This is a genomic window from Collinsella sp. AM23-17, from assembly GCF_003470945.1.
Taxonomy (GTDB): domain Bacteria; phylum Actinomycetota; class Coriobacteriia; order Coriobacteriales; family Coriobacteriaceae; genus Collinsella; species Collinsella aerofaciens_O.
In genome coordinates this window covers 33526-45668 of the sequence record NZ_QRHU01000006.1, presented here as the reverse complement: position 1 = coordinate 45668, position 12143 = coordinate 33526, and the positions used below count along the sequence as shown (strand labels likewise).

Sequence of the window (12143 nt, the reverse complement as noted above, 5' to 3'; positions counted from 1 at the left end):
CCGCCTGCTAGAAAATCTCAATCTATAACAACAACTCGGCGAAATCCGTCCCTCGTGTTATAGATTTAGACAAACGGGACCCAATCCACCGGTATATCTCGATCTGTAACATCTAGCCGCCCAAATCGGGTCTAGATGTTACAGATCGAGATCTTTGATTGAGAGGTTGGGAATTGGACCGAAAACACGGTCCCGGAATAACAAAAAAGCTCGCCTGCTAGGCCGACGAGCTGCAAGTTCTTGGTCGCGGGGGCAGGATTTGAACCTACGACCTCCGGGTTATGAGCCCGGCGAGCTACCAGACTGCTCCACCCCGCAATGTCTGGGCGCCTCATGTGCGCAAGAAAGAATATTACGCGGGAGTTCGGTAAACGGCAAGGAAAATCTCGTAGAGCATAATTCCTTCATATTTAAACCCCTCAGCCCCTATCACCGTAAACGAATCGCGGCCGAGCGCCGTCGACGGCGCGTATACAATGGTGCGCGTCCTTTTATGCCAACACTGGGAGTAGACATGCTGCTCGCTATCGATATGGGAAACACGCAGACGGCCATGGGCCTGTTCGACGGAGACGAGCTGGTGCAGTCGTGGCGCATGCCCACCGACCGCTCCTATACCGCCGACGAGATCCACGTGCGCCTGATGGGTTTCTTTAAGATGTACGGCCTCTCGCTCGATGCGGTTGACGCGATCGCCTTTGCGGGCGTGGTGCCGCAGCTCTCGCGCGAGTGGCACGCCGTGGCCGACCGCATTGCCGCAGACGCCATCGTCATCGGGCCGCAGACGGCCGCCGTGACCAAGCTGCGCGCGGCGCGTCCCCAAGCCGTAGGCGCCGATCGCGTCGCTAACGCCGTTGCGGCCGAAACTTTCTACGGCGCGCCGGCAATCGTGGTGGACTTTGGCACCGCGACCAATATCGACGTCATCGATGAGGACGGTTATTACATTGGCGGAGCGATCGCGCCGGGCATCCGCATCTCCATGGACGCGCTTGCCGCCCGTGCCGCCAAGCTCGCCAGCGTGCCGCTCGAGGCGCCCGAGCATGCCATCGGCCGCGATACCGAGGAGTGCATCAAGGTCGGCGCCGTGGTGGGCGCTGCTGCCATGGCCGAGGGCCTGGTCGAGCGCATGAAGCGCGAGCTGGGCCGCGAGGATGCCACCGTTATCGCCACGGGCGGTCTCGCCGGCATCGTCGCCGATTCGACCGATGCCTTCGACGTGGTCGACGGACAGCTCACCATCAAGGGCATCTGCGAAATCTACCGCCGCATGCAGGAGCTGGGGTAAGGCAGGGGCTTAAGTCGAGCACGGGCGCGAGCGGCGGACTAAGCAATGCATCGGTCCTATTCCTCAAAAACGAAATTTTTTCAGTTTTGAGGAATAGGCTTTCTGCTACGCCTCGCCGCACAACCACCTCGCCAGGTCCACGATCTGCACTCCGTCGCGATCCGTGGCCTCGTGATGCGTGCGGGCGAGAATCATCTTGGGATACGCATCGCCAATGCTCAGCAGTGGCGAAATCTCGCGTTCAAATGTCTTATCCGAGCTGATGTCGTCGCTCACCTGAATGTAGAGTTTCTCGCTCCGCTTGATTGCTACAAAGTCTATTTCCTTTTTATAGAGCACGCCGACGTATACCTCGTATCCGCGACGCAGCAGCTCGATTGCCACCATGTTCTCGTATACGCGTCCCCAATCCATATCACGTGTACCAAGAAGCGCATATTTAAACGCATGGTCCGCCAGATAGTACTTCTCGCCGCTCTTAAGGTATTTTTTGCCGCGAATGTCGTACCGACGAACTTTATAGAAGGCAAACGCATCACACAGGTACCCCATGTACGCACCGACCGTTTTGTTCGTTATCTTTAGCCCATCTGCGTTCAAAACATCCGTAATGTTGCGTGCCGACGTTATGTTGGAGACGTTGTCCATCATGTAATCGGCAATGCGCAGCAGTGCCGATTCGTTTCTCACGTTATGCCGCTGCACGATATCCCTCACGATGAGCGTTTTGAAGACATTGGAGAGATATTGGTAGCGCTGCTCCTGCAGTGGATAAGGGTAAGAGCCGGACATACCACCGGTTCTCGCGTACTCATCGAAGTCGCGATCGACCTCGCCCTCGTCACTATAGAAGCGATACTCCTCAAACGAGAATGGGAAAACCTCGATCTCGAACGTGCGCCCCGTAAAGAGCGTCGACAGATCGCTCGACAGCAAAAAAGCGTTCGATCCGGTGATGAAGATGTCGTACTGCTCGGATGCATGGAGGCTGTTGATCGCGCGTTCAAAGCCGTCGCACATCTGAACCTCGTCGATAAGCAGGAAGTTTTGCTTGCCGGACACTCGATGCTCTTTCACACAGGCGAGCAGGGCATGATATTCGAGCAGGCCCTCGAACTCGTCGAGGTTGTAATTGATATGGATGACATTCGAATTGGACAGATTTGCCTCCACGTAATCGCGGAGGGCCTCGAGCAATTTTGACTTACCGCTACGGCGAATGCCCGTTATGACCTTGATGTCCGGTACGCCAATAAGGCTCGTCAACGTGTCCATATATGACGTTCTATTGATGAGTTTCATTGGTGCCTCCCTGCGGTCTTCTATCGCTATTCCTCAAAAACGAAAATAATTCAGTTTTGAGGAATAGACTCTGCAACGAATATACCTCGTTAAAGGCCGAGCTGGCTTAATTCTATTCCTCAAAATCGAAAGATTTTCAGTTTTGAGGAATAGGGTGCTGACAACCCATTCCCCAGATAGGCGAAACCCTCCCCGGCACAGGCCGAGGAGGGTCTTGTTGTCATGTCTATCTTTGGGCGCGAACGCCCCGCGTTACAGTCCGCGAATCCGTACGGCCTCGGGCGGAAACTCCTGCTCGCCGGCATCGGTCTTGATGGTCGCGCGGCCCCAGATGTCCAGACCCGCGAACACACCGACCGCGAGCGGCAGGCCGTTGGGCGACACCGCCGCAACTTGGCGGCCCAGCAGCGGCACCATATCGAAATACTCGCCCAGCACGGGAGCCAGCGGACCGGCAGCGCTCTGCGGCGTGTTGGCAACAACCGCCCAGGCGTCCACGCGGGTCAGCACGGCGGCGGACAGCGCCTCGACCAGCGCTTCGTCGGCCACATCCACACCGAGCTCGCTCAGCGCCGAGCGCTCAATATCCACCGTCACGGCACCGAACATGCCCGCGGCACCGGCACCGCCGTTCACGGCAACACGCGCGAGCGACGTCTCAAACGCAGGCGCACCGCACACGATATCGCTCGGCCACTGGATACCCACTTTACCGGCAAGGCCCAACCCCGGCGTCGAAGCCGTGCCCACGAGCGCGTCCATCATGCCCATCGCGGCCACAAACGGCAGGCCGTGGAAGGCGTGCATATTCACATCGGGGCGCACGACCAGCGAAAACGTCAGCGACGCCTCGCCCGCGCTCCACGCGCACCAGCCCGCGGACGCACCCTCGCGACCCGCGTCGCGCGCGGCGTCAAGCTCGGTGCCAACGGCCACAGCATTCATCTCAATCATCTACATACGCCCCAATTCGCCCACGATATGGCCCACGCGGTCCTCGGGCTCCTTGACCTCGACGCCGTTGTAGCGGAAGAACCGCGCCGGGTCGTGCATCAGGTCCTCGAGCGGCACCAGCACAAAGTCGCGCTCGCCAATGAGCGGATGCGGCAGGCGCAGCTTTTTGCCGCCGTGGGTCTCGCCGTCCATCCACAGCAGGTCCAGGTCGATGGTGCGCGGGCCGTTGACCTTGGCCTTCTTGGAGCGGTCGCGCCCCAGCTCGGCCTCGATCTTCATAAGCTCGTCGAGCAGCACCAACGGCGCCAGCTCGGTCTTAATCTCAATGACGGCGTTGGCAAACGCATCCTGGCGCGTCTCGTAGGCCGGCTCGCTCTCGTAGATGCGCGAGCAGTTGGACACGCAGGTAAGCGGAATCTCGGCAATCATGTCGCGTGCGGCGCGGATGTTGTCGCAACGATGCCCCAGGTTGGAGCCCACGGCCACAAACGCACGGCGCGGCTGCGGCTTTGCGACAGCCCAGTAGCCGTTCAGGAACTGCGCAAAGCCAGTGACGTCGTGCACGCGCACGATGTTGGCACCGGCCTGGATAGCGCCCAGGCACACGCCAAACGTGGCGGCATCGCGCGCGGCGGACTCGGTCACGCCCGAGACAGCGCCCACAAAGCGCTTGCGCGATACGGCGCACATGAGCGGATAACCCAGTGACGCCATCTTGGCAGTCTCGCGCTGGATGACGATGTCCTCGTTGGCCGTCTTGCCAAAGCCCGGACCGGGATCAATGCAGATGCGGTCGCGCGACACGCCGGCGTGGATGAGCGCGCGGGCCTGGTCGGACAGAAAGCCCATGACGCGGCGCATGATGGGCGCCGAATCGGGCAGGGTGAAGCGGCGGAGCTGCGAGGTGGGCACGTAGGCTTCCTCGCGGCGGGCGCTGCGGCGCATCATGGCGGCCAGGCGGTCATTGGGCTCCGATGCGGCCTCGGTGGCCTCGGGCGCGGGCGCGACGGTCTCGGCGGCAGCAGCCTGCTCGGCGGCCGGCGTCTCCTGCTCGCTTGCAGGCTCGGTCGCGGGCTCCGGATCGCCAAACGGCAACGAGGGCTGCACCACGCCGCCCGGAAGCTTGGCCTCCGGCTTAGGCTCGCCCAGCAACTTGCCGCGACGGCGGCGAGCCGGCTTCTCAGCCTCACGCGCGGCCTCGGCAGCCGCCTCGCGCGCCTTCTCGGCAACAAACGCCGCTGCCGAGGTATCGAGCTGCACCGTTGCGTGCGTGCGCGCGGGCGCGGCGACCTCGCCGGCATGCATCACGATGACGCCACAGGTGCTCGTCTTAACAAACTCGACCATCTTGGGGTCGGTGAAGCCGGTCACGTCGTTGACGATCGAGGCGCCGCAGCGCACGGCCGCCTTGGCAACCGCCACATGACGCGTGTCAATCGAGACGATGGCGCCCTCTTTGGCCAGCGCGCGCACCACGGGCAGCACGCGGCGCGCTTCCTCATCGGGATTGACCGGGGTAAAGCCGGGGCGCGTGGACTCACCGCCCACGTCGATGATGTCGGCGCCGGCGTCGAGCATCGCCAGGCCGTACTCGATGGCGGCATCCGGGTCGAAGTGCTCCCCGCCATCGCTAAACGAATCGGGCGTCACGTTGAGGACGCCCATGATGCGCGGACGGTCAAAGCTGAGCTCATACTTTCCGCACCGCCATGTCTTGCTGTCGTTCGCCATGAACATCCTCCTAAAATGCCCACGCCGCCGAGCTTGGGGAGCTGGCGGCGGGGTCGCTTTGCACTCAGTCTTTCTATTGTATCCGCGCACACGGGCTAGAACGCAAACGCGGCCGCGATGTCGCAAGAAATCAGCAGGTCGGCATTTGCATCCTGATCGGTGGGAGCAAGGTTGCATATGGCCAGCGTATCGCCGGTAAAGTAACGCGTAAGGCCCGCCGCCGGATACACCACGAACGAGGTCCCGCCCACAATGAGGGCATCGGCCGCGGCGATGGCGGCAACGGCACCGGTCAACACATGCTCATCGAGTGGCTCTTCGTAGAGCACTACATCGGGCTTGATGCGGCCGCCGCACGCGGGGCACACGGGTACGCCCGCGGCATCCTCGTGCTCGCGCGAGCAAATCCACTCGGCGCTATAGACCGCGCCGCACGACTGGCAAATGTTGCGATGGACCGAGCCGTGCAGCTCGAACACGCGCTGCGAGCCGGCCATCTGATGCAGGCCGTCGATATTTTGCGTCACCACGGCATCAAGCTTACCGGCGCGCTCCAGCTCGGCCAGCTTGGTGTGGCAGCGGTTGGGCTTGGCGCCAAGCGCGATCATCTTGGTGCGGTAGAAGTCGAAGAACTCGGCCGGATGCGCCTCGTAAAAGCTATGCGAGAGCATGGTCTCGGGCGGATAGGCAAACTGCTGGTGATACAGGCCATCCACGCTGCGGAAATCGGGGATGCCGCTCGCCGTGGAAACACCAGCGCCGCCAAAGAAGACCACGTGGCTATGGGTTTCGAACAGCTCAGCCAGCGCGGCGGAGGCCTGTTTGGGGTCCGATATTGCCTGCGTCATATGAGTCCTCCGTCCTTGTTAGTCGGGCAGCGTTGGGCGACGTCCCAGCATGCGGCCTTTAAGTCAGCATGCGCGGAGCCCGCCCCGCCCCTGTTGCGCTAATCTTAAGCCTGCCAACCCCGTCGAAAGGACACCATGCCTCAGACTTACACTTTCGCCTCGTGGAACGTTAACGGCCTGCGCGCCGTGCTCAAAAAGGACCCGAGCTTTATCCAGATCGCGCAAGAACTCGACGTCGATATCTTGGCGCTGCAAGAGACCAAGCTGCAAGAGGGCCAGGTCGATATCGACCTGGCCGGCTATCATCAAACCTGGAGCTACGCCGAGCGCAAAGGCTATTCGGGCACCGCGGTCTTTAGCCGCCAGGAACCGCTGCGCGTGCTGCGCGCCGATGCCCTGCTGCCCTACGCCGGCGAGGGCGAGGCGGCCGAACTCGTTGCCCAGGCCGCAACCGAGGGACGCGTCTGCGCACTCGAGTTCGATAAGTTTTGGTTTGTCGACGTCTATACGCCCAACGCCCAAAACGAGCTCGCGCGCATCGATGTGCGCATGGCGTGGGACGATGCCTACCGCGGCTTTTTGAGCGCACTTGAGCGCGAGACCGGAAAACCCGTCGTGACCTGCGGCGACTTTAACGTGGCGCACGAGGAGATCGACCTTAAGAATCCCAAGTCCAACCGCGGCAACGCGGGCTTTTCGGACGAAGAGCGCGGCAAGTTTACCGAGCTGCTCAATGCCGGCTTTACCGATACCTGGCGCGCGGCAAACCCCGACGTCGAGGGCGTCTACAGTTGGTGGAGCTACCGCTTTAATGCCCGCAAGAACAACGCCGGCTGGCGCATCGACTACTTCCTGGTGAGCGACACAATCGCCGCCAACGTGCGCGACACCGGCATCCGCGGCGACATCTTCGGCAGCGACCACTGCCCCGTCACCCTCACGCTAGAGCTCTAGCCCCAACTGATCTCCTGGGGACGGAGGAAAACGGATCATGTGACCCCTCTCCCCCTATAAGTTGCGGTGGAATAGTTCCTGTTTGGGCAGCAAATAGCCAAAAACGAGAACTATTCCACCGCAAGTTCGTGAGGGAACGCGAAATGCCCTACAGTCCGTATTTCACGACGACTCGATTGATGCGGCGACACCAAGGCTTGTACAGGGCGACCAAAAACACGCAGGTCGCAAGGCCGTGCGTGATATCGAACGGTACGGCGGTGGCAAGACGCGCCATGGCACCCGCCCACGTGAGCGGTTGAACAAAACCGATAATGTCGTAGGCGTTGATCACAACGCCGTACAGCAAACCCGAAGCAAAGCCGTAGGTCAGCAGCGCCGGCATACGCACGGTGCCATCGGCGCGATCAAAAGCGCCGGCATGCGCCAGCGCACCGCCAACGTATCCCACGAGCCCCCAAGCATACATCTGCCACGGCGTCCATATGCCCTGTCCAAAAAAGAAATTGCTGGTCAGCGCCGCCAGCGCGCCAACCATAAAACCATTGCGGCGGCCAAGCGTCGCCCCCGCGATAATGGCGATGGCACTCACGGGTTTAAAGTCGGGAATGGGGCCAAACAAGATGCGCCCCGCCGCGGCCAACGCCGCCAGAACCAGCGTTGGCATAATCTGGCGCAGGCCCGGTCGCGACGCCTCGTAGCCTGCAAAGAACAGCGCAAGCACCAGCGCCACCACGACAAGCATGGCGAGCGCCGCCTGCTCAACGCCCGCCAGCAGCGCCGCAGCCATCACGGCTGGCACCGCCAGCAGCAGCGGTATCTCCAGTTTTGCGAGTAGGCGCACGATGCGATAATCCGCCATCCCATCACGCCCTATAAAACACGTTGTCGGCAAAGAAGTCGGTCGGCGGCTCCATGCAGGCGATCTCGCCGCCAAACATCATGGCAATGTCATCGGCAACCTGCTCGGCAAAATCCAGATCGTGCGTGGCCATAATGACGGTGCCGCCAGCCTTCGCATGGTCACGCAGGGCGCGGGCGATAATGCAGCGACTTGCCAGGTCAAGGCCCTTGGTGGGCTCATCAAGCAACAGCAGCTCGGGGCCGATCAGCAGCAGCTTTGCCAACGCAAGCAGCTGGCGCTGTCCGCCCGAAAGATCGTATAGGTGGCGCGTCTCCAGGCCGTCCAATCCCAGTTGCGCCGCACGCTCCCGCGCCAAGTTCTCGTCATATCCGCAGGTCGAGGCCCATTCCATCAGCTCGTCGCGCACCGTCTCGGCAACCAGCAGGGCCTTGGGGTTCTGCGGCAGCAGCGCAGCCGAGGCCGCCCCGCGCACCATACGACCACGCTGCAGCTTGGCAGCCTTGGCCAGCACCGAAAGCATCGTCGACTTGCCGCAGCCGTTTCCGCCCACGACTGCATGCACCGCGCCAGCCGAAAACGACGCATCGAGCCCGCGCAGCACCCAACCGCACGCGCGATCGTAGCGAAACCAGCTCCCTGCCAGGGTGGTAGCCGACCCGCCGTGCATTTTTTGGAGTATTCTGCTCCCATCCGTGCGCGGGAAGGCTTCCGAGCCGTTCTCGAGCGACGTTTGCGCCACAAATTCGGACGATTTGTCCAATTCCGAACTTTTTTTCGCGCTCGATACGTCCCCGGGCGGCTCCAGAGAGCCCAAATTGTCCTCACGCCTGCTGAATACTCCGTTTTTTGCACATCGGACGGCACCCCGCCCCAACATGTCGTCGGAAAACAGCGATTCTCGGCGTCCCAAAGAAGCCATATCCGCCACCTCGCGCACGCGACCGTCCTCAATCCGGTACGCACACGTCGCATACTCGAGCATTGGGCGCGGTTGATGCGTAGCCACAACAACCGTGCAGCCCAGCTCGCGATTCACACGAAACAGCGCGTGCAGAAAATTCTTCTCGGCAACGGGATCGAGCTGAGACGTGGGCTCGTCGAGTAGCAGCACACGCGGACACAGCGCCAGGACGGCGGCAAGCGACAGCAGCTGCTTGCGGCCGCCCGAAAGCGTATCGGTATCGCGATGAAGCCAGTCCTCCAGACCAAAGAAATAGCTGGTCTCAGCTACGCGACGGCGCATCTCATCACGTGCTAGCCCCAAGTTTTCCAGGCCAAACGCCATCTCGTGCCACACGGTTTCGCACACGATCTGGTTCTCGGGATCCTGGAACACATAGCCCACGCGCTCCGCCGATGCCCGCACGTCCATGTCGGCAACGTTCTCGCCCAGCACGCGCGCATCACCAGTGCGCTCGCCCGCCGGCGCGATCTCGGGCTTGAGCAGCGACAGCAGCGTCGACTTACCCGATCCGGTACCGCCAACAAGCAGCGCAAATGCACCTTGGGGAACACGCCAATCAAGCCCCTCGAGCACCGGTGCCTCGGCCCCGGGATAGGCAAAACTAAGGCCCTGCACCTCAATCGCCGGAATATCCGGGCCGCACGCCGCGCCCGACACCGGGCCCCTATCCAACCGAGCCATCAGCCAAACCTCTTCTCATCAATCGCGTGCAACGCGCAAGGCAGCATCATCCAGGCAGCGTACACGACATAGCCCAGCCACGGCGCCGGCACCGAGAGCTGCGGATAAAACGAATACTGCGTCGTCGCGGTCCACGCCACCGCCACCGCGACAGCACCAAACAGTGCGAGCCCGGCCAGCGCGGCAACGTCGCTGCGCCCCAGTCGATACCGCGCATACGTCGTACGACGCGTCGCGGCACCCCACCCGCGCGAGCGCATCGCGTCCGCGCGCTCCAGCGAATCTTCCATGCCCCAGCCCATCAACACGCTCGACGCCCGCAGGCGCGAGCGCACGGGGTCGGCCGGCGCGCGGCCCGGCACATCAATCGCATCCTGCACCGCCAACACCGTACGACCGCGGCGCAAAAACTGCGGGATAAGCCTCATGCACATCGAGATCATGAGCGCAATCACCGGTGCGGCATTGCCCAGCAGCGCGAGCACCTTGTCGTATTCGAGCATCGACGCCGCCGCCTCAAACCACAGCACGCTCGCCACAAACAGCCCGCCCATGCACAGGCCGTATACCATGCTCTCCAGATACACCGCGCGCATGCCAATACGGAACAGCTCCGTCGAGCCCGAGGCGCTAAACAGCGGATTGAGCACCGCAACGATCAAAATCACCGGCAGCTGCCAGCGGAGTGCGCCCAGCGTGCGGGCAGCCCCACGCGTCGCAAATCCATACGCCAGCCCGCCCGCAAGTGACAGCGCAATCAGCACCGGCTGCATCGAGAACATAGTAAGCCCCAGCGTCAGCACTATATAGAGGGCCGGCACAGCCGGATGCGACATCGAGAATGCCGCGACGGGCTCGCCGCCAAACTCCTCTCGTATGTTGTCCACGGGCACCCCCGTCCCCCCGCTCAAACAACAGCTCCGCAGCACCGCCAACGCCGCACGCACGCAGTGCAAACGCCACGCCGGCGGCGCAAGCCTCAACCGCCGCAAACCAATCGTTACGCGCTCGTCATATGCCTGCGGTATCATATTGCGCCGTGTATCGTTTCCAAACACACGTCTCTATAACGTAACAGGAGATCACATGGACGCAACCGCAATTATCCTCGCTGCCGGCGAGGGCACCCGCATGAAGTCGAACCACTGCAAGGTTTCGCACAAGATCCTGGGTAAGCCCATGGTCCAGTGGATCGTCGACGCTACCATCAAGGCCGGCTGCAGCCGCGTCGTGGTTGTCATCGGCAGCCACGCCGACGAGATGCGCGCCCTCATCGACGGCGCCTACGCCAACAGCGCCACCAAGGTCGAGTGCGTCGAGCAGACCGAGCGTCTGGGCACCGGTCACGCCGTGAAGGTCGCGCTCGAGGCCTGTGGCATCACGCAAGGCCCCGTCGTGGTGCTCAACGGCGACCTGCCGCTCATCACCGCCGACACCGTCGCCAAGTTCGCGCAAACCGTCGCCACCGGCGAGCTCGCCTGCACCGTCATGACCATGACCCCGCCCGATCCTTTCGGCTACGGCCGCATCAAGCTGGGCGCCGATGGTCAGATCGAGCGCATCATCGAGCAGAAGGACTGCACGCCCGAGCAGGCCGCCACGCTGCTGGAGTGCAACGCCGGCTGCTACGCCTTTGACGGCGCGCAGCTCGCCGCCCACATTAACGAGATCGGCAACGACAACGCGCAATCCGAGTACTACCTGCCCGACATGCTCGAAATCCTCAAGGGCCACGGCCAGGCTGTCTCCATCTTCCACTGCGACGACTACCGCGACGGCCTGGGCGTCAACAGCCGCATCCAGCTCGCACAGCTCACCGCTATCGCGCGCGACCGCATCAACGAGCACTGGATGGCCGAGGGCGTTACCTTCATCGACCCCACACAGGCCTGGATCGGCCCCGATGCCGTTATCGGCCGCGATACCGTCGTGTGGCCGCAGACGCACCTGATCGGCCACGTCACCGTGGGCGAGGAGTGCCAGCTCGGTCCCAACAGCCGCCTCACCGACACCACCGTCGGCAGCGGCTGCACCATCGATGAGACCATCGCCATCGAGGCCGTCATCGAGAACGGCGTCGACTGCGGCCCGCGCGCCTACCTGCGCCCGGGCACCCACATGCTCGACGGCTCCAAGGCCGGCACGCACGTGGAGATCAAGAAGTCCACGATCGGCGAGGGCTCCAAGGTGCCGCACCTGTCCTACATCGGCGACACCACCATGGGCTCCGGCGTCAACGTGGGCGCGGGCTCCATCACCTGCAACTACGATGGCGTGCACAAGCACAAGACCGTCATCGGCAAGGATGCCTTCATTGGCTCCGACACCATGATGGTCGCGCCCGCCCAGATCGGCGACGGCGCGCTCGTGGCCGCTGGCTCCGTCATCACCGAGCCGGTCCCGGCCGACGCACTTGGTCTGGGCCGCGCCCGTCAGGTAAATATTGAGGGCTGGGCCGCCGATTACCGCCGCCGCCTGCACGAGGACGACGAGGTATAACGTTTTACCAAGCACAAAAGGAGCTGCTCCATGGGGGCGGCTCCTTTTTCTATCGTG

The 12143-nt window shown here is 62.4% G+C and carries 10 protein-coding genes and 1 tRNA gene; 3 read left to right on the top strand and 8 right to left on the bottom strand.

Annotation, left to right across the window (positions count from 1 at the left end):
- Window positions 1-241: 241 nt before the first annotated feature.
- A tRNA-Met gene (locus tag DW645_RS03440) sits at window positions 242-318 on the bottom strand.
- A gap of 196 nt (window positions 319-514) precedes the next feature.
- Between DW645_RS03440 and DW645_RS03435 the strand changes: the two genes are divergently transcribed.
- Complete coding sequence (locus DW645_RS03435) at window positions 515-1288, top strand: type III pantothenate kinase (RefSeq protein WP_158565210.1); 774 nt, start codon at window positions 515-517, stop codon at window positions 1286-1288.
- Window positions 1289-1393: 105 nt separating this feature from the next.
- On the opposite strand, the gene DW645_RS03430 is transcribed toward DW645_RS03435, so the two are convergent.
- The 4 genes from DW645_RS03430 to DW645_RS03415 form a co-directional block, all read right to left on the bottom strand.
- Entirely contained in the window at window positions 1394-2590 is a 1197-nt protein-coding gene (locus DW645_RS03430) for an ATP-binding protein (protein ID WP_118226298.1), read from the bottom strand.
- Between the two features lie 252 nt (window positions 2591-2842).
- Entirely contained in the window at window positions 2843-3544 is a 702-nt protein-coding gene (locus DW645_RS03425; protein ID WP_118226296.1) for a hypothetical protein, read from the bottom strand.
- Window positions 3545-5275: a dihydropteroate synthase gene (folP, locus tag DW645_RS03420; RefSeq protein ID WP_118226294.1), complete on the bottom strand. Its 1731-nt coding sequence runs from the start codon at window positions 5273-5275 to the stop codon at window positions 3545-3547. It abuts the gene before it with no gap.
- 95 nt (window positions 5276-5370) lie between these two features.
- Window positions 5371-6123 (bottom strand): NAD-dependent protein deacylase, encoded by a 753-nt coding sequence (locus DW645_RS03415; protein WP_118226292.1) that lies wholly within the window; start codon window positions 6121-6123, stop codon window positions 5371-5373.
- Window positions 6124-6258: 135 nt separating this feature from the next.
- On the opposite strand from DW645_RS03415, the gene DW645_RS03410 reads away from it, so the two are divergent.
- Window positions 6259-7077 carry an exodeoxyribonuclease III gene (locus DW645_RS03410; protein ID WP_118226290.1) on the top strand — a complete coding sequence of 273 codons (819 nt, stop codon included), beginning with the start codon at window positions 6259-6261 and terminating at the stop codon, window positions 7075-7077.
- Between the two features lie 148 nt (window positions 7078-7225).
- Here DW645_RS03410 and DW645_RS03405 read toward each other — a convergent pair whose 3' ends face one another.
- The 3 genes from DW645_RS03405 to DW645_RS03395 are packed head-to-tail and all read right to left on the bottom strand — an operon-like array spanning window position 7226 to window position 10474.
- Entirely contained in the window at window positions 7226-7939 is a 714-nt protein-coding gene (locus DW645_RS03405; protein ID WP_118226288.1) for a DUF6580 family putative transport protein, read from the bottom strand.
- A gap of 4 nt (window positions 7940-7943) precedes the next feature.
- Window positions 7944-9587, bottom strand: a complete 1644-nt coding sequence (locus DW645_RS03400) for an ABC transporter ATP-binding protein (protein WP_118226286.1) — start codon at window positions 9585-9587, stop codon at window positions 7944-7946.
- Entirely contained in the window at window positions 9587-10474 is an 888-nt protein-coding gene (locus DW645_RS03395) for an energy-coupling factor transporter transmembrane component T (RefSeq protein ID WP_233540703.1), read from the bottom strand. The genes DW645_RS03400 and DW645_RS03395 overlap by 1 nt, the downstream gene beginning before the upstream one ends.
- A 199-nt stretch (window positions 10475-10673) precedes the next feature.
- On the opposite strand from DW645_RS03395, the gene glmU reads away from it, so the two are divergent.
- On the top strand, window positions 10674-12086 hold the full coding sequence (gene glmU / locus DW645_RS03390) for a bifunctional UDP-N-acetylglucosamine diphosphorylase/glucosamine-1-phosphate N-acetyltransferase GlmU (RefSeq protein ID WP_118226284.1): 1413 nt from the start codon (window positions 10674-10676) through the stop codon (window positions 12084-12086).
- The last annotated feature ends 57 nt before the right edge of the window (window positions 12087-12143 follow it).

Coding starts and splice junctions, on each gene's coding strand:
- DW645_RS03435 (WP_158565210.1), top strand. CDS start 515: ATGCTGCTCGCTATCGATATGGGAAACACGCAGACGGCCATGGGCCTG.
- DW645_RS03430 (WP_118226298.1), bottom strand. CDS start 2,590: ATGAAACTCATCAATAGAACGTCATATATGGACACGTTGACGAGCCTT.
- DW645_RS03425 (WP_118226296.1), bottom strand. CDS start 3,544: ATGATTGAGATGAATGCTGTGGCCGTTGGCACCGAGCTTGACGCCGCG.
- folP (WP_118226294.1), bottom strand. CDS start 5,275: ATGGCGAACGACAGCAAGACATGGCGGTGCGGAAAGTATGAGCTCAGC.
- DW645_RS03415 (WP_118226292.1), bottom strand. CDS start 6,123: ATGACGCAGGCAATATCGGACCCCAAACAGGCCTCCGCCGCGCTGGCT.
- DW645_RS03410 (WP_118226290.1), top strand. CDS start 6,259: ATGCCTCAGACTTACACTTTCGCCTCGTGGAACGTTAACGGCCTGCGC.
- DW645_RS03405 (WP_118226288.1), bottom strand. CDS start 7,939: ATGGCGGATTATCGCATCGTGCGCCTACTCGCAAAACTGGAGATACCG.
- DW645_RS03400 (WP_118226286.1), bottom strand. CDS start 9,587: ATGGCTCGGTTGGATAGGGGCCCGGTGTCGGGCGCGGCGTGCGGCCCG.
- glmU (WP_118226284.1), top strand. CDS start 10,674: ATGGACGCAACCGCAATTATCCTCGCTGCCGGCGAGGGCACCCGCATG.